Source organism: Bradyrhizobium sp. HKCCYLRH2047, assembly GCF_051168175.1.
Classification (GTDB): domain Bacteria; phylum Pseudomonadota; class Alphaproteobacteria; order Rhizobiales; family Xanthobacteraceae; genus Bradyrhizobium.
Genome location: NZ_JBNPUM010000006.1, coordinates 62,994 through 87,742, shown reverse-complemented (window position 1 = coordinate 87,742; position 24,749 = coordinate 62,994). Strand labels below are relative to the sequence as shown.

23 protein-coding genes and 2 tRNA genes are annotated in these 24,749 nt (G+C 64.3%); 4 read left to right on the top strand and 21 right to left on the bottom strand.

From position 1 onward, the window contains the following. Positions 1-20: 20 nt before the first annotated feature. The 15 genes from ACQR1D_RS16135 to ACQR1D_RS16065 all read right to left on the bottom strand — a co-directional run bounded on the left by ACQR1D_RS16135 (position 21) and on the right by ACQR1D_RS16065 (position 14,281). Positions 21-1,529 carry an NADH-quinone oxidoreductase subunit M gene (locus ACQR1D_RS16135; RefSeq protein ID WP_316181342.1) on the bottom strand — a complete coding sequence of 503 codons (1,509 nt, stop codon included), beginning with the start codon at positions 1,527-1,529 and terminating at the stop codon, positions 21-23. Next, the gene (nuoL, locus tag ACQR1D_RS16130) at positions 1,526-3,601 is read right to left on the bottom strand and encodes an NADH-quinone oxidoreductase subunit L (RefSeq protein ID WP_315799701.1); all 2,076 of its coding nucleotides are present in this window, start codon (positions 3,599-3,601) and stop codon (positions 1,526-1,528) included. The genes ACQR1D_RS16135 and nuoL overlap by 4 nt, the downstream gene beginning before the upstream one ends. A 65-nt stretch (positions 3,602-3,666) precedes the next feature. Next, positions 3,667-3,975 (bottom strand): NADH-quinone oxidoreductase subunit NuoK, encoded by a 309-nt coding sequence (nuoK, locus tag ACQR1D_RS16125; protein WP_006611001.1) that lies wholly within the window; start codon positions 3,973-3,975, stop codon positions 3,667-3,669. Further along, positions 3,972-4,610 carry an NADH-quinone oxidoreductase subunit J gene (locus ACQR1D_RS16120; RefSeq protein ID WP_015666525.1) on the bottom strand — a complete coding sequence of 213 codons (639 nt, stop codon included), beginning with the start codon at positions 4,608-4,610 and terminating at the stop codon, positions 3,972-3,974. Before ACQR1D_RS16120 ends, nuoK begins: the two co-directional genes overlap by 4 nt. 9 nt (positions 4,611-4,619) lie before the next feature. Further along, the gene (gene nuoI, locus ACQR1D_RS16115; protein WP_006611003.1) at positions 4,620-5,108 is read right to left on the bottom strand and encodes an NADH-quinone oxidoreductase subunit NuoI; all 489 of its coding nucleotides are present in this window, start codon (positions 5,106-5,108) and stop codon (positions 4,620-4,622) included. Between the two features lie 7 nt (positions 5,109-5,115). Further along, complete coding sequence (nuoH, locus tag ACQR1D_RS16110) at positions 5,116-6,186, bottom strand: NADH-quinone oxidoreductase subunit NuoH (protein WP_315799700.1); 1,071 nt, start codon at positions 6,184-6,186, stop codon at positions 5,116-5,118. Positions 6,187-6,196: 10 nt separating this feature from the next. Next, positions 6,197-8,266, bottom strand: a complete 2,070-nt coding sequence (gene nuoG, locus ACQR1D_RS16105) for an NADH-quinone oxidoreductase subunit NuoG (protein WP_434840130.1) — start codon at positions 8,264-8,266, stop codon at positions 6,197-6,199. Positions 8,267-8,363: 97 nt separating this feature from the next. Then, the gene (nuoF, locus tag ACQR1D_RS16100) at positions 8,364-9,689 is read right to left on the bottom strand and encodes an NADH-quinone oxidoreductase subunit NuoF (protein ID WP_315799698.1); all 1,326 of its coding nucleotides are present in this window, start codon (positions 9,687-9,689) and stop codon (positions 8,364-8,366) included. A 19-nt stretch (positions 9,690-9,708) separates the two neighbouring features. After that, positions 9,709-9,924, bottom strand: coding sequence for a hypothetical protein (locus ACQR1D_RS16095; protein ID WP_315799697.1), 216 nt, complete (start codon positions 9,922-9,924; stop codon positions 9,709-9,711). Then, positions 9,921-10,532, bottom strand: a complete 612-nt coding sequence (gene nuoE / locus ACQR1D_RS16090) for an NADH-quinone oxidoreductase subunit NuoE (protein ID WP_315799696.1) — start codon at positions 10,530-10,532, stop codon at positions 9,921-9,923. Before nuoE ends, ACQR1D_RS16095 begins: the two co-directional genes overlap by 4 nt. A 14-nt stretch (positions 10,533-10,546) precedes the next feature. Beyond that, on the bottom strand, positions 10,547-11,506 hold the full coding sequence (locus tag ACQR1D_RS16085; protein WP_315799695.1) for an FkbM family methyltransferase: 960 nt from the start codon (positions 11,504-11,506) through the stop codon (positions 10,547-10,549). Further along, on the bottom strand, positions 11,506-12,702 hold the full coding sequence (locus tag ACQR1D_RS16080) for an NADH-quinone oxidoreductase subunit D (protein WP_315711546.1): 1,197 nt from the start codon (positions 12,700-12,702) through the stop codon (positions 11,506-11,508). The genes ACQR1D_RS16085 and ACQR1D_RS16080 overlap by 1 nt, the downstream gene beginning before the upstream one ends. Positions 12,703-12,716: 14 nt before the next feature. After that, positions 12,717-13,322: an NADH-quinone oxidoreductase subunit C gene (locus ACQR1D_RS16075; protein WP_315799694.1), complete on the bottom strand. Its 606-nt coding sequence runs from the start codon at positions 13,320-13,322 to the stop codon at positions 12,717-12,719. A gap of 12 nt (positions 13,323-13,334) precedes the next feature. Continuing rightward, a complete protein-coding gene (locus ACQR1D_RS16070) occupies positions 13,335-13,919 on the bottom strand; it encodes a NuoB/complex I 20 kDa subunit family protein (protein ID WP_315800415.1) in 585 nt (194 codons plus the stop codon). Next, positions 13,916-14,281 carry an NADH-quinone oxidoreductase subunit A gene (locus tag ACQR1D_RS16065; RefSeq protein WP_008964559.1) on the bottom strand — a complete coding sequence of 122 codons (366 nt, stop codon included), beginning with the start codon at positions 14,279-14,281 and terminating at the stop codon, positions 13,916-13,918. The genes ACQR1D_RS16070 and ACQR1D_RS16065 overlap by 4 nt, the downstream gene beginning before the upstream one ends. Positions 14,282-14,871: 590 nt before the next feature. Here ACQR1D_RS16065 and ACQR1D_RS16060 point away from each other — a divergent pair. After that, the gene (locus ACQR1D_RS16060) at positions 14,872-15,069 is read left to right on the top strand and encodes a hypothetical protein (RefSeq protein ID WP_315799693.1); all 198 of its coding nucleotides are present in this window, start codon (positions 14,872-14,874) and stop codon (positions 15,067-15,069) included. A gap of 192 nt (positions 15,070-15,261) precedes the next feature. Here ACQR1D_RS16060 and ACQR1D_RS16055 read toward each other — a convergent pair. Beyond that, a tRNA-Asp gene (locus ACQR1D_RS16055) sits at positions 15,262-15,338 on the bottom strand. 673 nt (positions 15,339-16,011) lie between these two features. Between ACQR1D_RS16055 and pepT the strand changes: the two genes are divergently transcribed. After that, entirely contained in the window at positions 16,012-17,268 is a 1,257-nt protein-coding gene (gene pepT, locus ACQR1D_RS16050; protein ID WP_434840131.1) for a peptidase T, read from the top strand. An 18-nt stretch (positions 17,269-17,286) separates the two neighbouring features. Here pepT and ACQR1D_RS16045 read toward each other — a convergent pair whose 3' ends face one another. Continuing rightward, the gene (locus tag ACQR1D_RS16045; protein WP_434840157.1) at positions 17,287-18,144 is read right to left on the bottom strand and encodes a class I SAM-dependent methyltransferase; all 858 of its coding nucleotides are present in this window, start codon (positions 18,142-18,144) and stop codon (positions 17,287-17,289) included. 218 nt (positions 18,145-18,362) lie between these two features. Here ACQR1D_RS16045 and ACQR1D_RS16040 point away from each other — a divergent pair, with 218 nt between their 5' ends. Continuing rightward, entirely contained in the window at positions 18,363-19,190 is an 828-nt protein-coding gene (locus ACQR1D_RS16040; RefSeq protein WP_434840132.1) for a metallophosphoesterase family protein, read from the top strand. On the opposite strand, the gene ACQR1D_RS16035 is transcribed toward ACQR1D_RS16040, so the two are convergent. Next, positions 19,129-19,614 (bottom strand): Crp/Fnr family transcriptional regulator, encoded by a 486-nt coding sequence (locus ACQR1D_RS16035; RefSeq protein ID WP_315799690.1) that lies wholly within the window; start codon positions 19,612-19,614, stop codon positions 19,129-19,131. The two genes, ACQR1D_RS16040 and ACQR1D_RS16035, sit on opposite strands and share 62 nt — an antisense overlap. Before the next feature lie 194 nt (positions 19,615-19,808). Between ACQR1D_RS16035 and ACQR1D_RS16030 the strand changes: the two genes are divergently transcribed. Continuing rightward, a complete protein-coding gene (locus tag ACQR1D_RS16030) occupies positions 19,809-20,036 on the top strand; it encodes a hypothetical protein (protein WP_315799689.1) in 228 nt (75 codons plus the stop codon). Positions 20,037-20,073: 37 nt separating this feature from the next. On the opposite strand, the gene ACQR1D_RS16025 is transcribed toward ACQR1D_RS16030, so the two are convergent. The 3 genes from ACQR1D_RS16025 to clpX form a co-directional block, all read right to left on the bottom strand. Then, positions 20,074-20,150: transfer RNA gene (locus ACQR1D_RS16025), tRNA-Val, on the bottom strand. Between the two features lie 181 nt (positions 20,151-20,331). Continuing rightward, the gene (gene lon, locus ACQR1D_RS16020) at positions 20,332-22,755 is read right to left on the bottom strand and encodes an endopeptidase La (RefSeq protein ID WP_006611021.1); all 2,424 of its coding nucleotides are present in this window, start codon (positions 22,753-22,755) and stop codon (positions 20,332-20,334) included. Between the two features lie 327 nt (positions 22,756-23,082). After that, positions 23,083-24,357 (bottom strand): ATP-dependent Clp protease ATP-binding subunit ClpX, encoded by a 1,275-nt coding sequence (gene clpX, locus ACQR1D_RS16015; protein ID WP_012044595.1) that lies wholly within the window; start codon positions 24,355-24,357, stop codon positions 23,083-23,085. Positions 24,358-24,749 lie beyond the last annotated feature (392 nt).

The following is a 24,749-nucleotide window of genomic DNA, read 5'->3' as shown; positions in this document are numbered from 1 at the left end:
TCCCGACCCCAAGGGTCTCATCATTGGAGCAGCGCGGCGGCCTTCACGGCCGTCACGGCGGTATTGTAGTTGGTGACGAGCTGCTGCACCGACGCCGCCGACATGTCGAGGATCGGCTTCGGATAGACACCGAACAGGATGGTCAGCGCCACCAGCGGAAACAGGATCACGCCTTCACGCAGCGTGAGGTCCTTGATGCTGGCGAGCGACGGCTTGGTCAGCGCACCGAACACCACCTTGCGGTACAGCCACAGCGCATAGGCTGCCGACAGGATGACACCGAAGGTCGCGAAGAACGCGGTCGGGATCGACACCTTGAAGGTGCCGAGCAGGGTCATGAACTCGCCGACGAAGCCGGAGGTGCCGGGCAGGCCGACATTGGCCATCGTGAACACCATGAACACCAGCGCGTAGACCGGCATCCGGTTGACGAGGCCACCATAGGCCGCGATCTCGCGGGTGTGCATCCGGTCGTAGACGACGCCGACGCAGAGGAACAGCGCGCCGGAGACAATGCCGTGCGAGATCATCTGGAACACGCCGCCCGCGACGCCCTGCATGGTGCCGGCGAAGATGCCCATCGTCACGAAGCCCATATGCGCCACCGACGAGTAGGCAATGAGCTTCTTGATGTCCTCCTGCATCAGCGCGACCAGCGAGGTGTAGATGATCGCGATGGCCGAGAGTGTCCACACCAGCGGCGCGAAGTCGTGCGAGGCCAGCGGGAACATCGGCAGCGAGAAGCGCAGGAAGCCGTAGCCGCCCATCTTCAGGAGGATCGCGGCCAGGATCACGGAGCCCGCCGTCGGCGCCTCGACATGCGCGTCCGGCAGCCAGGTATGAACCGGCCACATCGGCATCTTCACCGCAAAGGAGGCGAAGAAGGCCAGCCATGCCCAGGTCTGCAGGTTACGCGGCACCGCGGTGTGCATCAGCGTCGGGATGTCGGTGGTCCCTGCGTTCCAGTACAGCGCCATGATGGCGAGCAGCATCAGCACCGAGCCGAGCAGCGTGTACAGGAAGAACTTGAACGAGGCATAGACCCGACGCGGACCACCCCAGACGCCGATGATCAGGAACATCGGGATCAGGCCGCCCTCGAAGAACAGGTAGAACAGCACGAGGTCGAGGGCCGAGAACGTGCCGACCATCAGCGTTTCCAGGATCAGGAACGCCATCATGTATTCGCGCAGGCGGTTGGTGACCGACTTCCAGCTCGCCACGATGCAGAACGGCATCAAGGCGGTGGTCAGGATCACGAACGGCAGCGAGATGCCGTCGACACCCATGTGATAGCTGATGCCGGCCGCCAGCCAGTTCGACTTCTCCACGAACTGGAAGTCGGTCTGTCCGGGATCGAAGCGCAGCACCAGGATCACCGACACCGCAAAGGTGATCAGCGTGGTCCACAGCGCGATCCAGCGCGCATTGCGCCGGGCCGCCTCGTCGTCGCCGCGGACCAGATAGATCAGCAGCGCGCCGACGATCGGCAGGAAGGTGACGACGGAGAGAATTGGCCAGGTGGTCATTGCTGGCCCCCCATGAACATGAACCAGGTGATCAGGCCGGCGACGCCGATCAGCATGGCAAAGGCGTAATGATAGAGGTACCCGGTCTGGATCTTGACGACGTTGCGCGTGATGTCGAGCACCCGCGCCGAGACACCATCCGGACCGAATCCGTCGATGACGAAGCCGTCGCCCTTCTTCCAGAGGAAGCGGCCGAGCCACTTCGCCGGACGGACGAAGATCACGTCATACAGCTCGTCGAAGTACCACTTGTTGAGCAGGAACCTGTAGAGCAACGGTTGCTGCGCGGCGAGCTCCTCCGGGATGTCCGGACGTCTGACGTAGAAGAAGTAGGAGACCACAAATCCCAGCACCATCATGACGAAGGGAAGCTGAGCGAGCCAGGCCGGCATGTGCTCCATGTCTTCGAGAATGTGCGGGTTCATCTTCAGCGACTCGCCGAAGAAGTGCTCGACGCCATGAGGATCGGTGAACACGCCCTTGAACGGGAGCCCGGCCAGGATCGAGCCGGCCGCGAGCACGCCGATCGGGATCAGCATCCAGATCGGGCTCTCATGCGCGGCATCATAATGATGCTGATCGTGCGGCGTGCCGAAGAAAGTCTTGAACACCAGGCGCCAGGAATAGAACGAGGTCAGGCCGGCGGCGACAATGGTGAGGAAATACGCGTAGGTCGCGAACGGATTGTGCGCGGCGTATGCAGCCTCGATGATCGCATCCTTGGAGAAGAAGCCGGCGAAGCCGGGGAAGCCCGTCAGCGCGAGCGTACCGACCGTCATCACCGCGAAGGTGTACGGGATCTTGCGCCACAGGCCGCCCATGTTGCGGATGTCCTGCTCGTGGTGCATCGCGTAGATCACCGAGCCGGAGCCCAAGAACAGCAGCGCCTTGAAGAAGGCATGCGTGAACAGATGGAACATGCCGACCGAGTAGGCCCCTGCTCCCATCGCCACGAACATGTAGCCGAGCTGCGAGCAGGTCGAGTAGGCGACGATGCGCTTGATGTCGTTCTGCACGAGGCCGACGGTCGCTGCGAAGAACGCCGTGGTCGCGCCGAAGAACATCACGACGGCCTGCGCGTTCGGCGCGAGCTCGAACAGCGGCGACAGGCGCGCCACCATGAACACGCCGGCGGTGACCATGGTCGCGGCGTGGATCAGCGCAGAGACCGGGGTCGGACCTTCCATCGCGTCCGGCAGCCAGGTGTGCAGCAGGAACTGCGCCGACTTGCCCATCGCGCCCATGAACAGCAGCAGGCAGGTCAAGGTCAGCGCGTCGGCGTGCCAGCCGAGGAAGTTGATCGTCGCCTTGCCAGCCAAGCTCGGCGCGGCGGCGAAGATCGTCTCGAAGTCGGTCGACTTCGTCAGCAGGAAGATCGCGAAGATGCCTAGCGCGAAGCCGAAGTCACCGACGCGGTTGACGACGAAGGCCTTGATCGCGGCGGCGTTGGCCGACGGCTTCTGGAACCAGAAGCCGATCAGCAGGTAGCTGGCGAGACCGACGCCCTCCCAACCGAAGAACAGCTGCACGAGGTTGTTCGCGGTCACCAGCATCAGCATCGCGAAGGTGAACAGCGACAGATAGGCGAAGAAGCGCGGACGGTTCGGATCCTCGTCCATGTAGCCGATCGAATACAGATGCACGAGCGAGGACACGCTGGTGACCACGACCAGCATGACGGCCGTCAGCGTATCGACGCGCAGCGCCCAGGAGACCTGCAGCTCGCCGGAATTGATCCAGGGCAAGAGCTCCTTCACCCCGGCCTCGTGATGCATGAAGCCAACGCTGATCAGCATCGCCCAGGACAGCCCGGCCGAGACGAACAGCAGCGCGGTGGTGATCGCCTGCGCCGCCCAGGTGCCGGCCGCGGGCGGCTCTGCGACATGATGGTCGTCGTGCCCATGACCGTGATCGTCATGTGCGTGCGCGTCGGCGGCGCCATGGTGATGGCCGTCGTCGTGATGATGCTCGACCACATCGCCGCTCGGATGGCGTCCATGCGCCCCCAGCAGCGCGATCAGGCCGGCCAGGATCGCGCCGAGCAGCGGCAGAAAGACAATGGCCTGGATCATTCGCCCATCCCCTTACGCATGACCTTGCCGGCAAGCCGGCCCCCATCTGTGCGGATCATGCGTCCTTAGCCCTTCATCAGATTGACGTCTTCAACCGCAATCGAGCCGCGGTTGCGGAAGTAGACCACCAGCACGGCAAGGCCGATCGCGGCTTCCGCCGCCGCAACGGTCAGGACCAGCAGCGCGAACACCTGGCCGACGATGTCGCCGAGGAAGGTCGAGAACGCCACCAGGTTGATGTTGACCGCGAGCAGGATCAGCTCGACCGACATCAGGATGACGATGATGTTCTTGCGGTTCAGGAAGATGCCGAGGATGCCGAGCGTGAACAGCATCGCCGCCACGGCGAGGTAGTGTCCCAGTCCGATGGTCATTTCACCCACTCCGCGGCATCCGTGTCCTGCAGCCCCTGCCCGACCGCGACCTTGCGCACCGCCATCGCCATCTCCGGCGTGCGCGCGTTCTGGACGTTGATGTCCTGGCGCTTCACGCTGGCCTTGTGGCGCAGGGTCAGCACGATCGCGCCGATCATCGCCACCAGCAGGATCATGCCCGACAGCTGGAAGTAATGGATGTACTTCGTATAGAGCACCAGGCCGAGCGCCTCGGTGTTGGTGACGTTGGTCGGGATCGCCGCCGTGATCGCCTTCGGCGTCGTCGGGTTGATGACCCAGTACGACACCGTCAGCAGCAGCTCGAACAGGAAGATGCCGCCGATGACGAGGCCGATCGGCATGTATTGCAGGAATCCCTCGCGCAGCTCGGTGAAGTCCACGTCGAGCATCATGATCACGAACAGGAACAGCACGGCGACCGCGCCGACATAGACGACGACCAGGATCATCGCCAGGAACTCGGCGCCCATCAGCACGAACAGGCCTGAAGCATTGACGAAGGCGAGGATCAAATAGAGCACCGAATGAACGGGGTTCTTCGAGACGATAACCATCACCGCGGAGGCCACGCAGACCGCCGCGAACAGGTAGAAGAAGAGCGCAGGAAGGATCATCGGACGGCCTCAGCGGTACGGCGCGTCGAGCGCGATGGCTTTGGAGATCTCGCGCTCCCAGCGGTCGCCGTTCGCGAGCAGCTTGGCCTTGTCATAGTAAAGCTCCTCGCGGGTCTCGGTCGCGAACTCGAAGTTCGGTCCCTCGACGATGGCGTCCACTGGACAGGCTTCCTGACACAGGCCGCAATAGATGCACTTCACCATGTCGATGTCGTAGCGCACGGTGCGGCGGGTGCCATCGTTGCGGCGCGGGCCAGCCTCGATCGTGATCGCCTGCGCCGGGCACACGGCCTCGCACAGCTTGCAGGCGATGCAGCGCTCCTCGCCATTGGGATAGCGGCGCAGCGCGTGCTCACCGCGAAAGCGCGGTGAGATCGGGCCCTTCTCGAACGGATAGTTCAGGGTCGGCTTCGGCTGGAAGAAGTAGCGCATCGCGAGGAAGAACGCGGAGACGAACTCCTGCAGCAGCAGCGACCGTGCGGTGGCGGAGATGTTCATGACAGCCTCATTTCGGCGCGATGCCGGCGAATTGCAGCACGCCCGCGACGATCACCACCATGGCCAGCGACAGCGGCAGGAACACTTTCCAGCCAAGGCGCATCAACTGGTCGTAGCGGTAACGCGGCACGATCGCTTTCGCCATCGCGATCAGGAAGAACATGAAGAACAGCTTGAGCGAGAACCAGATGACGCCCGGCACCCAGTTGAACGGCGGCAGATCGATCGGCGGCAGCCAACCGCCCAAGAACAGGATCGTGGCCAGCGCGCACATCGTGGTGATCGCGACATACTCGCCGAGCATGAACAAGAGATACGGCGTCGAGCCGTATTCGACCATGAAGCCGGCGACGAGCTCGGATTCAGCTTCGACCAGGTCGAAGGGCGGGCGGTTGGTCTCGGCGAGCGCCGAGACGTAGAACACCACGAACATCGGGAACAGCGGCCAGACGTACCAGTTCAGGATCGTCAGCTGCGGCAGGCCGATCAGGCTCGCAAGCCCGCGGGCGTGCTGCGCCTCGACCACCGCCGACAGATTCAGGGTGCCGGCGCAGAGCAGCACGGTGATGATCACGAAGCCGATCGAGACCTCGTAGGACACCATCTGCGCCGCCGAGCGAAGCGCCGCCAGGAACGGATACTTCGAGTTCGACGACCAGCCGGCCATGATGATGCCGTAGATCGACAGAGACGAGATCGCGAAGATGAAGAGGATGCCGACATTGATGTCGGCGATCGCCCAGCCGAGATTGGTCGGGATCACCGCCCACGCCGCCAGCGCCAGCACGCAGGACACCAGCGGCGCCAGCAGGAACACGCCCTTGTTGGCGCCGGCCGGAATGATCGGCTCCTTGAGCACGAACTTCAAGAGGTCGGCGAACGACTGGAACAGGCCCCAGGGCCCGACCACGTTCGGACCCCTGCGGATCTGCACCGCCGCCCAGATCTTGCGGTCGGCCAGCAGGATGTAGGCGATCGCGACCAGGAGGACGACGAGCAGCAGCACGCTCTGCGCGATCATGATGATCAGCGGCCAGAGGAAACCGGTCCAGAATGAGCTCGCAAAGAAATCAGCCATCAGGTCACGCTCACTCCGCTGCCGTCAGCATCTGCCCGGAGGCCAGGCGGGAGCATTCCGCCATGACTGCCGAGGCACGCGCGATCGGGTTGGTGAGATAGAAGTCATCGATGACAGGCTTGAACGGCGCCTTCTCGAGGCTGCCGCCCTTGCCCGCCAGGGTCTTGATGTCGGCGATCTTGCCCGCCTCGATCTGGTCGATCCGGCCGAGATGCGGCACGGCCTTGATGATCGCAGCGCGCAAGCCGGCCAGCGAGTCGTAGCCGAGCTTCCTGCCGAGCACGTCGGACAGCGCCCGGATGATCGCCCAGTCCTCGCGTGCCTCGCCCGGCGGGAATGACGCCCGGCCCGTCATCTGCACCCGGCCCTCGGTGTTGACGAAGAGACCCGACTTCTCGGTGTACGCGGCGCCCGGCAGGATGACGTCGGCGCGATGCGCGCCACGGTCGCCATGGGTGCCGATGTAGACAGTGAACACGCCCTCGGGCACCTCGACCTCGTCGGCGCCCAGCAGGAACATCACGTCCATGGTGCCGAAGGTCGTCATCTGCGCAGCCGTCAGGCCGGTGCCGTTGAAGCCGATGTCGAGCGCGCCGACCCGCGACGCGGTGTCGTGCAGCACGGCAAAACCGTTCCAGTCGTCGCGCACGGCGTTGACGTCCATCGCGATCTTGGCCGCGAGCGACAGGATCGCCGCGCCATCGTGACGCGCGACCGCGCCGGCGCCGACCAGCACGATCGGATTCTTGGCGTTGCGGAACGTGGTCGCAAACGAGTGCTTGCCCGCGGCGACGTCGCTCAGGGAGTCCGTGCCCGCGCCAATGTGCTCATAGGCATAGGTGAGATCGGCCTTCGGGCCGACCACGCCGACCTTGAGCTGACCCGACCGCCAGCGCTTGCGGATGCGGGCGTTGAGCACGGCCGCTTCCTTGCGCGGATTGGCGCCAACGATCAGGATCGCGTCGGCCTGCTCGATGCCGGCGATGGTCGGATTGAACAGATAGGATGCGCGGCCGAGCTTGGCATCGAAGCTGTCACCGCCCTGCACGGCGACGTTGGTCGAGCCGAGCTTGGCAAGCAGATCCTTGAGCGCGAACATCTCTTCGACCGCGGCGAGATCGCCGGCGATCGCGCCGATGCGCTTGCCATCGATGCGCGACAGCTTGGCGGCAATCGCCTTGAATGCCTCAGGCCAGGAGGCGGCGCGCAGCTTGCCATCCTCGCGAACGTAGGGACGATCGAGCCGCTGCGTGCGCAGGCCGTCGACGACATGGCGGGTCTTGTCGGAGATCCACTCCTCGTTCACGGCATCGTTGATGCGCGGCAGGATGCGCATCACCTCGCGGCCGCGGGTGTCGACCCGGATCGCTGAGCCCACGCCGTCCATGACGTCGATCGACTGCGTCTTGCCGAGCTCCCAGGGCCGCGCCGCGAAAGCATAGGGCTTGGAGGTCAGCGCGCCCACCGGGCAGATGTCGACCAGATTGCCCTGCAGCTCCGAGCTCAGCGCCTGCTCGAGATAGGTCGTGATCTCCATGTCCTCGCCGCGGCCGATCGCGCCCATTTCCGGCACGCCGCAGACTTCCGCCGAGAAGCGGACGCAGCGCGTGCACTGGATGCAGCGGTTCATCGAGGTCTTGACCAATGCGCCGAGATATTTGTCCTCGACGGCGCGCTTGTTCTCGGCGAAGCGGCTGGTGTCGACACCATAGCCCATCGCCTGGTCCTGCAGGTCGCACTCGCCGCCCTGGTCGCAGATCGGACAGTCCAGCGGATGGTTGATCAGAAGGAATTCCATCACGCCTTCGCGCGCCTTCTTGACCATCGGCGACCGCGTCGAGATCTCCGGCGGCTCGCCCTTCGGGCCCGGCCGGCAGTCGCGCACGCCCCAGGCGCAGCTCGCGACCGGCTTCGGTCCGCCCTTCACCTCGACGAGGCACATCCGGCAGTTACCGGCGATCGACAGCCGCTCATGATAGCAGAAGCGCGGGATCTCGGCGCCCGCCGCCTCGCACGCCTGCAACAGCGTGTACTCCGGCGGCACATCGATCTCTTTGCCATCGATGATGATCTTGGTCATAGCCTCACATCTCTCTCAAACCACGGACCGCCGCGCTGCGCACCGTGAGGGCGCGAGCGCGGGGGAAAACCTTGCTGGCGGACCGGACCGCCACCGCCTACTCCGCCGCCACCATGTGCGCGGGATCGCGCACGCCGACGTCGTCGACATCGGCCTTGTGCGAATACTGATCGATGCGCGCCTCGATCTCGTGACGGAAATGCGTGATCAGGCCCTGGATCGGCCAGGCCGCGGCGTCACCGAGCGCGCAGATCGTGTGTCCCTCGATCTGCTTGGTGACCTCCAGCAGCATGTCGATCTCGCGCTTGTGCGCCCGGCCCTCGGCCATGCGGGTCAGCACGCGCCACATCCAGCCGGTGCCTTCGCGGCACGGCGTGCACTGGCCACAGCTCTCATGCTTGTAGAAATAGGAGATGCGCGCGATCGCCCGGATCAGGTCGGTCGACTTGTCCATCACGATCACGGCCGCGGTGCCGAGGCCGGAGCGCAGCTTCGACAGGCTGTCGAAATCCATCGGCGTATCGATGATCTGCTCGGCCGGCACCATGCGCACGGACGAGCCGCCGGGGATGACCGCCTTCAGATTGTCCCAGCCGCCACGGATGCCGCCGCAATGCTTCTCGATCAGCTCGCGGAACGGGATGCCCATCGCCTCTTCGACGTTGCAAGGCCGCTCGACGTGACCGGAGATGCAGAACAGTTTTGTGCCGACATTGTTCGGACGGCCGATGCCGGCGAACCACGCGGCGCCGCGGCGCAGGATGGTCGGCGCCACCGCGATCGACTCGACATTGTTCACCGTGGTGGGGCAGCCGTAGAGGCCGACGTTGGCCGGGAATGGCGGCTTCAGCCGCGGCTGGCCCTTCTTGCCCTCCAGGCTCTCGAGCAGCGCCGTTTCTTCGCCGCAGATATAGGCGCCGGCGCCGTGGGCGACGTAGAGATCGAACGGCCACCCGTGGATGTTGTTCTTGCCGATCAGGTTGGCCTCATAGGCCTGGTCGATCGCCGCCTGCAGCCGTTCGCGCTCGCGGATGAACTCGCCGCGCACATAGATGTAGCAGGCATGCGCGTTCATCGCGAAGCTGGCGAGCAGGCAGCCCTCGACGAGATGATGCGGATCGTGCCGCATGATCTCGCGATCCTTGCAGGTACCGGGCTCGGACTCGTCGGCGTTGACCACGAGATAGCTCGGCCGGCCGTCGGTCGATTCCTTCGGCATGAACGACCATTTCAGGCCGGTCGGGAAGCCGGCGCCGCCGCGGCCGCGCAGGCCCGACGCCTTCATCTCGTTGATGATCCAATCGCGGCCGTTCTCGATCAGGCCCTTGGTGCCGTCCCAGCTGCCACGCCGGCGAGCGCCTTCGAGGCCCCAATCGTGCAGGCCGTAGAGGTTGGTGAAGATGCGGTCCTTGTCGTCGAGCATCAGACGGCTTCCTCGAAAATCAGCGGTTCGACTGCATGGTGGCGATGAAGGCGGCACAGCCGCCGAACACCAAGGCCCACAGCAGACTGGACTCCAGCGTCGCGTTGAGCGCGAACCGCTGCAGCACGAAAATGAAAGCGGCGGCAGCAAGCGTATGCAGCGCCACGTAGCGCCAGTTCTTCATCGCGGCGCCCTCTTCCGTCAGGGCCGCAACGCGGGTGCGATCGCGGCTCATGTCTTCTCCTTCAGCGTGGTCGGCCCACCTGCCGGCGCCGAGAACTGGCGGCCGTTCTGCGGGCCGGGCGTCGGCAGATTGCCGGTCGCGAAGCCGTCCAGCACCTTGCCGAAGCTCTCCGGCGTCAGGTCCTCATAGGTGTCCTTCCAGATCTGCACCATCGGCGCATTCACGCAGGCGCCCAGGCACTCGACCTCTTCCCAGCTGAAGTCGCCGTCCTTCGACAGGTGGAAGGGATCATGATGGATACGATGCTTGCAGACCTCGATCAGCTCTTCGGCGCCGCGCAGCCGACACGGCGTGGTGCCGCACACCTGCACATGCGCCTTCTTCCCGACCGGCTGGAGCTGGAACATGGTGTAGAAGGTCGCGACCTCGAGCACGCGGATATAGGGCATCCCGAGCATGTCGGCGACGACGCGGATCGCAGCCTCCGACACCCAGCCGTCGTGCTGCTCCTGGGCCCGCCACAAGATCGCAATCACCGCCGAGGCCTGGCGGCCTTCCGGATATTTCGCGATCTGCGCTTTGGCGAAGGCAAGGTTCTCGTCCGTGAACGCAAAGCTCGCGGGCTGAACTTCCTTCGGGGCAAGACGGCGGACGGACATGGCTCTTCAATCTTTCATTGCATGCGGCGCGCGGCGTCTGCATTGAGCGCTGCGACGCGATTCTGCCAGAAGGCACTTGCAGTTCCGAACACGTTATAGCCGACGTGGGCGGAAGCCTTGATGCGGTCGAGGATCGACAGCTCCGTCACGATCTCGAAGCGGCCGCTCGCGGGGTCGTAGACCATCAGCTGCATCGGCGTCTGATCGAGGATGTAGCGCGACACCGTATGGTTGCGGTCCTGGCCGTGCTCCTCGCACAGGATCATGCTGTCGGTCGCCAGCAACCGCGCGCCGCCCTTGATCGCCTCGATCTCGACGCCCTCGACGTCGAGCTTGATCAGGTACTTGCCGGACGCGGCGACCTTGCCGTCGTCGATCAGATCGTCGAGCGCCATCACCGGCACCCGCTCGCCGTCGGCGGCGCCGCCCGCAATGCTGAAGGCCTCGTGCTTGGTGCCAGTCAAATAGGCCGTGCCGCGGCTGGCGCCGATCGCGCACTTCATCACCTCGAAACGGCCGGCATTGATCCGGGCGTTGTTGGCGAGCTTGGCGAAGTTGGCCGAGGACGGCTCGATCGCGATCGCCTTGTGCGCACCGTAGGGCGCGCTCGAGACCAGCACCGACCAGTAGCCGTAATTGGCCCCGCCATCGATGAAGGTGTAGTCGACATCGACAGTGCCGAGAAACAGGATCTCGAGCTCGTCCTCGTAGTGATAGTCGCGGTTGAGCAGCTTGCTCCAGTAGCCGTCGCCATAGGGAAACTCGAACACGGCGTCCGGGTTGAGCTTCACCGCGATATCGCGTTCGGGCAGCGCCAGGCGCAACAGGTTGGCGCAGCGGTTGTAGCCGCGATGCGAGAAATGCGACGAGATCTTCGAGCCGGTCGACAGCGCCAATGCAGCCGTGCGCTCCCAGAGGTTCGCTCCTTCGAGCGCTCCGGACGCACGATCGAACTGGATCGGCGCATGGCCCATCAGCGGTCCACCTCTCCGAACACGATGTCGAGCGAGCCCAGGATGGCCGAGACGTCGGCGAGCAGATGGCCGCGACAGATGAAGTCCATCGCCTGCAGATGCGCAAAACCCGGCGCGCGGATCTTGCACTTGTACGGCTTGTTGGTGCCGTCGGCGACGAGGTAGACGCCGAACTCGCCCTTCGGCGCCTCGACCGCCGCATAGATCTCGCCGGCGGGGACGTGCACGCCCTCGGTATAGAGCTTGAAGTGGTGGATCAGCGCTTCCATCGAGCGCTTCATCTCGCCACGGCGCGGCGGCGCGATCTTGTTGTCGGTGATCATCACCGGGCCCTGCCCGTCCGGTGCACGCAGCTTCTGGATGCACTGCTTCATGATACGCACCGACTGGCGCATCTCTTCCATGCGGATCAGATAGCGGTCGTAGCAGTCGCCGTTCTTGCCGATCGGAACGTCGAACTCCATCTCGGCGTAGACGTCATAGGGCTGCGACTTGCGCAGGTCCCAGGCCGCGCCCGAGCCGCGCACCATCACGCCCGAGAAGCCCCACTCCCAGGCCTGCTTCAGGGTGACGACGCCGATGTCGACGTTGCGCTGCTTGAAGATGCGGTTTCCGGTGAGGAGCCGGTCGAGATCGTCGACCACCTTCAGGAACGGATCGCAGAATGCGTCGATGTCGTCGATCAGCTTCGGCGGCAGGTCCTGGTGGACGCCACCGATGCGGAAGTAGTTGGCGTGCATGCGCGAGCCGGAGGCGCGCTCATAGAACACCATCAGCTTCTCGCGCTCCTCGAAGCCCCACAGCGGCGGGGTCAGCGCGCCGACGTCCATCGCCTGGGTGGTGACGTTGAGCAGGTGCGACAGCAGCCGTCCGATCTCGGAGTAGAGCACGCGGATCAGCTGGCCGCGGCGCGGTACCTCGATTCCGAGCAGGCGCTCGGCCGCGAGGCAGAACGCATGCTCCTGATTCATCGGCGCGACGTAGTCGAGCCGATCGAAATAGGGCATCGCCTGCATGTAGGTCTTGGTCTCGATCAGCTTCTCGGTGCCGCGATGCAGCAGGCCGATATGCGGATCGACGCGCTCGACCACCTCGCCGTCCAGCTCCAGCACCAGGCGCAGCACACCGTGCGCCGCCGGATGCTGCGGGCCGAAATTGATCGTGAAGTTGCGGAGGGCCGGGCTCTGCTCGTTCATGCTCGCGCTCCCACTCACTTATTCGCTTTCTCGTCGCCCGGCAGCGGATAGTCCGCGCCTTCCCAGGGCGACAGGAAATCGAACTTGCGGAATTCCTGGTTGAGCCTGACCGGCTCGTAGATCACCCGCTTCTCCTGGTCGTCGTAGCGCACCTCGACGAACCCCGTCGTCGGGAAGTCCTTGCGCAGCGGATGGCCATCGAAGCCGTAGTCCGTCAGCAGGCGGCGCATGTCGGGGTGGCCGACAAAGATCACGCCGTAGAGGTCGTAGGCCTCGCGCTCGAACCAATCGGCGCCCGGAAAGACATCGATCAGCGACGGCACCTGCGTGGTCTCGTCGGCTTCGGCCTTGAGCCGGATGCGCGCGTTCAGCGTCGGTGACAGGAAGTGGTAGACGACATCAAAACGCTTGGCGCGCTCGGGATAGTCGACCGCCGTGATGTCGGTGATGTTGACGAAGCGGAGAGCCGGATCGTCGCGCAGATGTGTCACGACCTCGACGATCCGGGCGGGCTCCACATTCACCGTGAGCTGATTGAAAGCGACCGTATGGCCGATCGCGGCGCCCGGGAGCGCGCTTACGATCGTCTGCCCAAGGGCGTCGAGCCTGCCGTCGTCCATAACGAAAAACCTTCAGCGTTCGATGGTGCCGGTGCGCCGGATCTTCTTCTGCAGCAGCAGCACACCGTACAGCAGCGCTTCGGCGGTCGGCGGACAGCCGGGCACATAGATGTCAATGGGAACGATGCGGTCGCAGCCGCGGACCACCGAATAGGAATAGTGATAGTAGCCGCCGCCATTGGCGCACGACCCCATCGAGATGACGTAGCGCGGCTCCGGCATCTGGTCGTAGACCTTGCGCAGCGCCGGCGCCATCTTGTTGGTCAGCGTGCCGGCGACGATCATCACGTCGGACTGGCGCGGCGAGGCACGCGGCGCGAAGCCGAAGCGCTCGACATCGTAGCGCGGCATCGAGACCTGCATCATCTCGACGGCGCAGCAGGCCAGGCCGAACGTCATCCACATCAGGGAGCCGGTGCGGGCCCAGGTGATGAGATCGTCAGCGGTGGCAACGAAGAATCCCTTGTCCGACAGCTCGGACCTGACCTCGAGGAAATACGGGTCGTTGGCACCGATCGGCCTGCCGGTCGCGGGATCGAGAATGCCCTTCGGGGCCGGAGCGATCGCCGGCCCGGTCGAGGACGTGGTCGGGCTCAATCCCATTCAAGCGCGCCTTTCTTCCATTCGTAGGCAAACCCGACCGTCAGCACGGCCAGGAACACCAGCATCGACCAGAAGCCGGCCGCGCCGAGCTTGCCGAATGCGACTGCCCAGGGGAACAGGAAGGCGACTTCGAGGTCGAAGATGATGAAAAGGATGGCAACCAGATAGAAGCGGACGTCGAACTTCATACGGGCGTCGTCGAACGCATTGAAGCCGCACTCGTATGCGGAGAGCTTCTCGGGATCGGGCTGCTGGTAGGCGACCAGGAACGGCGCGATCAGCAGCACCACCCCGATGATGGCTGCGACACCTATGAAAACGACGAGGGGGAGATAGTTCTGAAGGATGCCGGTCATCGGCGCCACTTTCCTCTGCGGTTTCGGTGCAAACCGCAGACTCGTTGCATTGGAATTGGTCGAAGCCTTAGCGCAGCGCACCAAGCCGCGCAAGACGAGCCGTCTCGCCGTCGTCATCCCTCCCCACATTGCGGAAACCGGGACACACCGAGCAACGGCGCCGCGGATGACGCGTGCAGGAGCCGCATTGCAGACCCGCAGCATTACGGTGCCGCACGGTCCACCGCAGGATGCTGAGGCGATCAGCAATCGCGAGGACGCACGCCGTTGTGCGCAGGCTGGGCTGGTCGGAGACGGATGCGGATCAGCGTTCGATCGGGCGATCCAAACGAGGCGACTGGACCGTCGCCCGATAGGCTTCCGTTACCGCAGGAAATGGTCACGAAGGGCCGCCGGATCAAGATCATCCGCGGCCGCCGTCGATGCCGGCACCGCCGCGCGCAGTCAGCCCCGGCCGCATACTCCCGATTGCCGCCGCGGCGGCTGCAACCGATGAAACCATTTTGAGGAAACGAAGAAACCGGATCGAAACAAAGCAGGGGTACATGTCCACGCAACAAAGTGGCGCTCTGAGACGCCGGGAGGCTGACATGAACCACTCGCTGCATTCCGCAGACCGATCGACCCATCTGAAGATCGTCGCCGTTGCCCTGATCGCCGGCATCGCCGTGACCGCTTTCGGCATCGCGACCCGCGCCAACGTCGACTACAGCCAGACGGCATCGCACGTCGTGAAGGCCGGCAAGCCGGTGACCATGACGAGTTCCAGCGACTCGATGGTCCGCTGAGGCCACTGTCCGCTGCCATCTGACAGCATTCGCAGGCCACCCGCCGGGTGGCCTTTTTCATGCCCGGTCGGAAAATTGGCGACGGAGCACTTGCAGTCGGCGGAGCATCAGGTCGTAGGCGGGAAGAGATCGCGCGGGAGTGCCGCTTGCGCCAGCGGACGGATCAGATCGAAAGCTAAGCCATTGAAAACATGGCGCGAGAGACGGGGCTCGAACCCGCGACCTCCGGCGTGACAGGCCGGCGCTCTAACCAACTGAGCTACTCCCGCGTGATCGCGAAATCCGCGGAGGAGTGCGACTTAAAGGGGCGATGTTTCGAAGTCAAGGACAATGAACCGAGAGCTGTGCGAAGTCATTGATGAGGGGTCCATGCAGCACGCCCGGTCTCCTTGTCTGGGCCGAGCAGCCGACGTCAATCGCTGCACGATGATGGGCCATCCCACGTCTCTCCCTCCGGACCTCGGCACCCCTGCCCCGCGGCCGTGGCGGTCGCTTCGCGAAGACGTCGCAGGCCGGATATGGCAAAATGGGCGCCAAGTCCGACCAGGCATACTTTCGACCGGGCATATTGAAATTTCCGGCCGCCGTCCCGGTCGAGGCGCACGGGCTGACCAGGAAGCGAGTGAGAGGAGATTCCTCGCGGACGCCGCCCACGAATCGCCCGGCACCTGTGCGAGCAAGCTGAGCTTCGAATCGCCGGAGGCGGTATCCTGCAGATGGAGCTCAATCCTGCCGTCGGCGAAGCGGTGCTGATCAACGCCGGCCGCGAAACGTCGTATTCCGCAGCACGGGAGCTTGCGGACGTTCTTTGATCAGAGCTGAAACCATTGATAACCTGCCGCTCCTGGTATCTGGCATGCAATAACTGATATATTAGTATACTCATACCTCCGGCGACCTCTCTCTCTCTCTCTCTCTCTCTCTCTCTCTCTCGTGGTGCCCATGTCCGACCCGCTTCGCAGCTATACCCACTCCGTCACCGAGCGCCTGCTCCGCTATGCCGTGATCGACACCCAGTCGGACCCGACGTCGCCGACCTGCCCTTCGACGCTCAAACAGAAGAATCTCGGCCGGCTGCTGGCGGCCGAGCTCCAGGCGATGGGACTTTCGGACGCCCATCTGGACGACCACGGCTACGTCTACGCGACCATCCCCGCCACCACCGACAAGGCGGTGCCGGTGATCTGCTTCTGCTCGCACATGGATACGTCGCCCGACTGCTCCGGGGCGAACGTGAAGCCGCAGATCGTACGCAACTACCAGGGCGGCGACATCGTGCTGCCGGGAGACCCGAGCCAGATCATCCGTGCGGCTGAGCATCCTGCATTGAAGGACCAGATCGGCAGCGACATCGTCACCACCGACGGCACGACCCTGCTGGGCGCCGACAACAAGGCCGGCATCGCCGAGATCATGGACGCGGCGCAATTCCTGATCAGCAATCCACAGATCAAGCACGGCACCATCAAGATCCTGTTCACGCCGGACGAGGAGATCGGCCGCGGCGTCGACAGGGTCGACCTGAAGAAGCTGGGCGCCGATTTCGGCTATACGATGGATGGCGAGACCGCCGGCAACATCGAGGACGAGACCTTCTCCGCCGACGGCGCCACCATCCTCATCAACGGCGTCAGCGCCCATCCCGGCTTTGCCAAGGGCAAGATGGAGCATGCGATCAAGATCGCGTCCGCAATCGTCGATCGGCTCCCGAAGGATGGCTGCTCGCCGGAGACGACGGAGGGCAAGGAAGGCTTCCTGCATCCGGTCGGGATCTCCGGCGCGCTCGAACAGGCGCGGCTCGACTTCATCGTGCGCGATTTCAGCGAGCAGGGCCTGCGGCAGAAGGAAGCGCTGCTCGAGGACATCGTCAGGGATGTCCTGAAGGACTATCCGCGCTCGACCTATCGGATGGAGGTCCGGCAGCAATACCGCAACATGAAGGAGGTCATCGACCGGCATCCGGAGATCGTGACCTATGCCGAGGAGGCGATCCGCCGCGCCGGACTGACGCCGGTCCGGACATCGATCCGCGGCGGCACCGACGGTTCGCGGCTGTCGTTCATGGGCCTGCCCTGCCCCAACATCTTCGCCGGCGAGCATGCCTTCCACTCGCGTCTCGAATGGGTCAGCGTCAAGGACATGGAGAAGGCGGCGCAGACCATCGTCCATCTGGCGATGATCTGGGAAGAGCGCTCCTGAGCACCGTCCGGCGCCGCGTCAGGCGCGCGCCGTCACCAGCCAGATCGAGCCCGACAGCGTGACGCTGCCGCCATCCTGATGCTGTGCGAGCAGCTCGCGTACCGAGAGACGCGCCGCATCGCGCGTCTCCGCCGGGTGCCCTTCCAGCGCGCGGCTGGCGGGGCCGATCTCGAAGGCCGATTGCACCGCCGCGTCGAGACCCTGTCCGCGGGCGATGTCGAGCGACAGCGGATGTGCCTGCAGCGCGACGTCGCTGAAGCCGGCCTCGCCGAGGATCCGCGTCACCCGCGCCTCGGATGCGAACGCGAACGGACCCGGATCCTCCGGCGCCATCTCCGGCAGCTTCGGGACGTGGCGATAGACCGCCTGCAGCGGCGCAATCATCCAGGGATTGGCCTTCGGCTCGCGCCAGCAGGCGAACACGACCCGACCGCCCGGCTTCAGCGCGCGGCGGATGTTGGCGAACGACGCCACCGGATCGGCGAAGAACATCACCCCGAACCGCGACACCAAGAGATCGAAGCCCGCCGGCGCGAACGGATGCACGGTGGCGTCGGCCAGCACGAATTCGGTGGCGAGCCCGGCCGGCGCGACGGCCCGCGCCCGCGCCAGCATCGGCGCGGAAATGTCGACGCCGAGCACATGCCCGCCCGGGCTCACCTGCCCGGCCAGCGCGATCGACAGGCCGCCACAACCACAGCCGATGTCGAGCACACGATCTCCCGGCTTGGCCGCGATGCGGTCGATCAGGATCCGCGACACCGGCGCGAGCAGGACGTCCTGCGCCTCCTGGCGATCGGACCAGCGCTGGCCCCCCGGGCCGTTCCAATAGGCGATCTGGTCGGCGTTGCGGTCGTCTCCTGAAGGCAATTGCATGACGCGCCTTGTCTGGTTGAGCTCATCGAGAGAGTAGGCATCGCGCATGCGCGGGTCTTGCCTGTCAAGGCACGAGCGCGCGATGGCTCGCGCCAACATCATACCGGCGAGTTCAACAGACCAGAGGACGGTCTTGCTGGCGCCGGCGGTTTCGAGATGCAATCGCGCGGGCAGAACATGGTCCCGCTCTTGCTTTCATCCTGCGCGTCAGGAGCCTCATGCGCTGTCTCATCGTTGCCGATCTTCACTACACGTTGCCGCAGTTCGACTGGCTGGTCGCGGCGGCCGAGCATTTCGACATGGTCGTGTTCGCCGGCGATGCGCTCGACCTCGCCTCGATCGTCGACATTCGCGCCCAGATCGTCGTCGTGAAGAAGTATCTCGGCCTGCTTGCCGCCAGGACGCGCGTGATGATCTGCTCCGGCAATCACGACCTGGAGGAGCGTAGCGCGGACGGCGAGAAGATCGCGGCTTGGCTCAGCACGGTCCGCGAGCTCGGCATCGCTTCCGATGGCGACGATCTCGTGGTCGGCGACATCATGTTCTCAGTCTGCCCGTGGTGGGACGGCCCGCTCGTGAAGGCCGCCGTCGCGCGTCAGCTCGAAGCCGCCGCGGCACGCAAGCCCGCGCGCTGGATCTGGGTGCATCATGCGCCGCCGGGCAACTCGCCGGTGAGCTGGGGCGGCAAGCGCTTCTTCGGCGATACCGAGCTCGAAGGCTTCATCGCGCGCCATCGGCCAACGATGGTGATCTCCGGCCACGTCCACCAGTCGCCCTTCATCACGAACGGATCCTGGTTCGATCGCGTCGGTGAGACCTGGGTCTTCAACACCGGACGGCAGCCCGGGCGCCCGCCGACCTACATGGTGCTCGACACCGAGGCCCAGCGCGCGTTCTGGCTGTCGGCGGGGCAGGCCGAATGGATCGACCTCGCCGGACCGCTGGAGCGCCCGGCCCAGCCGGTGACAGCGGCGCCCGACTGGCTCAGAGCCGTGGATCGGATTCCAGATCCGTTCCTGGCGAGACCTGCTGCGGCGGCAGGTTGACCATGCTCTGCAGGACGTCGCCGACCATCGCGAGGTGCGTGCCATGGCCGGCATATTGCCGCTTGAGGTCGGCCAGATAGGTATTGGCGACATTGAGCCGCTGCGCCAGCATGCGCGCGATCGCCAGCGTCGCCTCGGGATTCTCGGCCAGGAAGCGCGGCGCATTGGGGATCTCATAGATCCGGCACTCGGCAAGCGCCCGCACGGTCGCCGTGTGCGGCTGCTCCAGCAGCAGCGACATCTCGCCGAACAGCGCACCCGGCTCGGAGACGACGGCCACCGTGGCCCCGGCCTTGATGACCTCCAGCCGCCCGTCCAGCAGGATGTAGAGATGCCCGGTGCTGTGGCCCTCCTCCAGCAGGTCGGAGCCAGCCGCGATGATGCGTTCGTGTCCGCCTGTGCAGTGACGCAGGAAGTCGGTCATCGTTTCGTCCGCGATGTTTCACCCCGCGCGAAGCTAGCCGAAGAAGAGCTGGTCACCACGCGAAATCGTTCTGACACTTCGTAGTGGCCGCCGAAAAGGATTCTAAACCCTGTCCCACGGCGACGTCCCGCAGCACCTACGCTTCACCACGAGGCTGCGGTATAGCCATCCTGCTACCTCTGACAGAGGTTCAAATGGGGGAATGGGTCGTCATGCAACAATGGGTCGTGGAGCTGATCGTCTCCTGGCTTCCCTTCATCTTCCTGATCGGGGTTTGGTTCTTGCTCAGCCGTCGCGGCGGATTGGGTCCCAGCGCGAAGGTGGTTCAGCTCTACGAGCAGCAGATCGATGAAACCAGACGTACGAACACGCTTCTGGAAAGGATCGCGGTCAGCCTGGAAAAACAGCGCCTGCCGCAATAGCCACCGCAATTCGAGCGTGCCTGCCGGCAGATCCGAGTGGTAGGCGGCGAGAGATTCGAACTCCCGACCCTCTCGGTGTAAACGAGATGCTCTAACCAGCTGAGCTAGCCGCCCTCACGTCGCGCTTCTTTACCCCCTGCCCGATCCGCAATCAACGCCGGAACCACGCGGCGGCAGCGAGAAACCGCCGCAGCGGGAACGGTGGGGCAGACTCCGCACGCTCGAAGTCAGTGGCTCGATCCCGCAAACGATAACGGCGCCCCTTCGGGCGCCGTTTCCTTGTTCTGTTCGGTCGTCAGTGGGCGGTCAGGCCGCCGGCGGCTTCGTCGCCATCGGCCTTCACGGGCACCTTGGTGTCCTCTTCCCAGACGATCGGCACCGGCTTGCGGACCAGGGCCCGGGCGACGACGTCGTCGAGACGGGCGACCGGGATGATCTCCATGCCGCCCTTGATCGCATCGGAAATCTCCGTGAGATCCTTGGCGTTGTCCTCGGGGATCAGCACCGTCTTGATGCCGCCGCGGGCCGCAGCCAACAGCTTCTCCTTCAGGCCGCCGATCGGCAGCACGCGACCACGCAACGTGATCTCGCCGGTCATCGCGACGTCGTGACGGACCGGGATGCCGGTCATCACCGAGATGATGGTCGTCGCCATCGCGACGCCCGCCGACGGTCCGTCCTTCGGGGTTGCTCCCTCCGGCACGTGGACGTGGATGTCACGCCGGTCGAACAGCGGCGGCTCGATGCCGTAGTTGATCGCCCGCGAGCGGACGAACGAGGCCGCCGCCGAGATCGACTCCTTCATGACGTCGCGCAGATTGCCCGTCACCGTCATCTTGCCCTTGCCGGGCATCATGACGCCTTCGATCGTCAGCAGCTCGCCACCGACATCGGTCCAGGCCAAGCCCGTCACGATGCCGACCTGATCGTCGCTCTCGATCTCGCCGAAGCGGTACTTCGGAACACCCAAGAATTCCTCGACGGTCTTCTCGGTGATCTTCACCGACTTCTTCTTGGACATCATGAGCTCCTTCACGGCCTTGCGGGCCAGTGTGGAAATCTCACGCTCCAGATTACGCACGCCCGCTTCGCGGGTGTAGCGCCGGATCACGAGCAGCAACGCGTCGTCGTCGATCGACCACTCCTTCGAGTCCAGGCCGTGCTTCGAGATCGCGCTGGGGATCAGGTGCTTGCGGGCGATCTCGAGCTTTTCGGTCTCGGTGTAGCCCGCGATGCGGATGATCTCCATGCGGTCCATCAGCGGTCCGGGAATATTCAGCGTATTCGCGGTCGTGATGAACATCACGTTCGACAGGTCGTAGTCGACCTCCAGATAGTGATCGTTGAACGTCGTGTTCTGCTCGGGGTCCAGGACCTCCAGCAGCGCCGACGAGGGATCACCCCGGAAGTCCGAGCCCATCTTGTCGATCTCGTCCAGCAGGAAGAGCGGATTCGAGGTCTTGGCCTTGCGCATCGACTGGATGATCTTGCCGGGCATCGAGCCGATATAGGTCCGGCGATGACCGCGGATCTCCGCCTCGTCGCGCACGCCGCCCAGCGACACGCGAACGAACTCGCGCCCCGTGGCCTTCGCGATCGACTTGCCGAGCGAGGTCTTGCCGACGCCGGGAGGTCCGACCAGGCACAGGATCGGGCCGGTCAGCTTGTTGGCGCGCGACTGCACCGCCAGGTACTCGACGATGCGGTCCTTGACCTTCTCCAGCCCATAGTGATCCGCATCCAGAACCGCCTGCGCGGCCTCCAGATCCTTCTTCACCTTGGACTTCTTGTTCCACGGGATCGACAGCAGCCAATCCAGGTAGTTGCGCACGACGGTCGCTTCCGCGGACATCGGCGACATCTGGCGCAGCTTCTTCAGCTCGTGCTGGGCCTTCTCGCGCGCTTCCTTGGAGAGCTTGGTCTTGTTGATGCGCTCTTCCAGATCGGCGAGCTCGTCGCGGCCGTCCTCGTCGCCCAGCTCCTTCTGAATGGCCTTCATCTGCTCATTCAGGTAGTACTCGCGCTGGGTCTTCTCCATCTGGCGCTTCACACGCGAGCGGATGCGCTTCTCGACCTGCAGCACCGAGATCTCGCTCTCCATCAGGCCCAGCACCTTCTCCAGGCGCGTGGTGACGGACAGCGTCTCCAAGATGCCCTGGCGATCCGCGATCTTGACGGCGAGATGCGAGGCGACGGTGTCGGCCAGCTTGCCGAAATCGGTGATCGACTGAACGACGCCGACGACCTCGGCCGAGATCTTCTTGTTCAGCTTCACATAGCTCTCGAAGTCCGACACGACGGAGCGGCCCAGCGCTTCGGCCTCGACCGACTTGGCGTCGGTGTCCTCGAGCGCAACGGCAGTGGCTTCGTAGTAGTCGGCGCGATCGGTGTACTTCTCGACGCGCGCGCGCTCCAGGCCTTCGACCAGCACCTTCACGGTGCCGTCGGGCAGCTTCAGGAGTTGCAGCACGCTGGCGAGCGTCCCGGTCTCGTAGATCGCATCCGGAGCTGGATCGTCGTCGGACGCGTTCTTCTGCGTCGCCAGCATCACCAGCGCGTCGTTCTTCATCACCTCTTCGAGGGCGCGGATGGATTTCTCGCGGCCGACGAACAGCGGAACGATGTTGTGCGGGAAGACGACGATGTCGCGGAGCGGCAGAACCGGATAGGCGTGGCTCTCGCCGTAAACGATGGTCGGCCGGGGTTTGGGGGTCGTCATGGCCTGTTCCTTTTGTTTAGCCCCCTTGCACGCAGTCCGCCATCGTGCGCAACCGCCACAAGGTGCGATCTGATCCGGACTTCACTGACGCGTCGATATCGCCCGCTTGTTTCGGATCGTTGTTGAGGCGAATCCCGGGATTGAGATTTGTATCGCCACGCGACATTAGGTGGCTATCGACCCGGGGGGTGTCAAGTATCGGTAAACACCCGCCAAAAATGGCTTTACGCGGCGGGACTCTGAAACGCTGCGATGCCGCGGACATGATGTCCGCGGCGATCGCCGATCTAATAAATCGAGGTCTTCTGTCTCTCGTACCAGCGCGCCTCACGCGCTGGCGCTGCTTTCCACCGCGCGATCGGACCGATCGGCGTAGATGTAGAGCGGACGGGCGGTGCCCTCGACCACTTCGCGCGAGATGACCACTTCCTCGACGCCCTCGAGACCCGGCAGGTCGAACATCGTCTCGAGCAGGATGCTCTCGAGGATCGACCGCAGACCACGCGCGCCGGTCTTGCGCTCGATGGCCTTGCGCGCCACCGCGCCCAGCGCCTCGTCGGCGAAGGTGAGCTCGATGTTCTCCATCTCGAACAGCCGCTGATACTGCTTCACCAGCGCGTTCTTGGGCTCGGTCAGGATCTTCTTGAGCGAGTTCTCGTCGAGATCCTCGAGCGTCGCAACGACCGGCAGACGGCCGACGAACTCGGGGATCAGGCCGTACTTCAGGAGATCCTCAGGCTCGACGTGACGGAAGATCTCGCCGGTGCGGCGGTCTTCCGGCGCCAGAACCTGGGCGGCGAAGCCGATCGAGGTCGACCGGCCGCGCGCCGAGATGATCTTCTCGAGACCGGAGAACGCACCACCGCAGATGAACAGGATGTTGGTGGTGTCGACCTGCAGGAACTCCTGCTGCGGATGCTTGCGGCCGCCCTGCGGCGGAACCGACGCAACCGTGCCTTCCATGATCTTCAGCAGCGCCTGCTGGACGCCCTCGCCCGACACGTCGCGGGTGATCGAGGGATTGTCCGACTTGCGACTGATCTTGTCGATCTCGTCGATGTAGACAATGCCACGCTGCGCGCGCTCGACATTGTAGTCGGCCGCCTGCAAGAGCTTCAGGATGATGTTCTCGACGTCCTCACCGACATAGCCGGCCTCGGTCAGGGTCGTCGCATCCGCCATCGTGAACGGCACGTCCAGGATGCGGGCGAGCGTTTGCGCGAGCAGCGTCTTGCCCGATCCGGTCGGACCGATCAGCAGGATGTTCGACTTCGCGAGCTCGACGTCGGAGTGCTTGGTCTGGTGATTCAGCCGCTTGTAGTGGTTGTGGACGGCGACCGAGAGCACCTTCTTCGCGTGGTTCTGGCCGATGACGTAATCGTCCAGGACCTTGCAGATCTCCTTCGGGGTCGGAATCCCGTCGCGCGACTTGACCAGCGAGGACTTGTTCTCCTCGCGGATGATGTCCATGCAGAGTTCGACGCACTCGTCGCAGATGAAGACGGTTGGACCTGCGATCAGTTTGCGGACTTCGTGCTGGCTCTTGCCGCAGAACGAGCAATATAGCGTGTTCTTCGAGTCGCTCGTGCCGACCTTACTCATTCCTGTCTCCGTCCGCGGTTCGCTCTTGTCCGCTCGTTCGTTCCGATCCGGCACGGGCCGGACCAGACTGGTGAAAGAGCAAATTTCGTACCAAAATTAACACCTTGTTCTTCACCTGTCGTGCGCCCACGACCTACGCGAATCCCCCACGATCCATAACTGGACACTCTAGCCAATCATGCTGTCATCCGACTATCAAGAATTCGCTAATCGGAGCACAGACCCTAGACCGTGACATTACCGTGATTTTGGGGCTTGACACGGTAAGAGCACGCGAAATCAGCGGAGCGTTGCGTGTTTGCCACGCCTATTTGCCGGCCGCACGGCAAGGTTGCGACCCTTTTGGGACCCCACCTCAGTACCTTTGCCGGCCCGGGCCGACAAAGGTGATG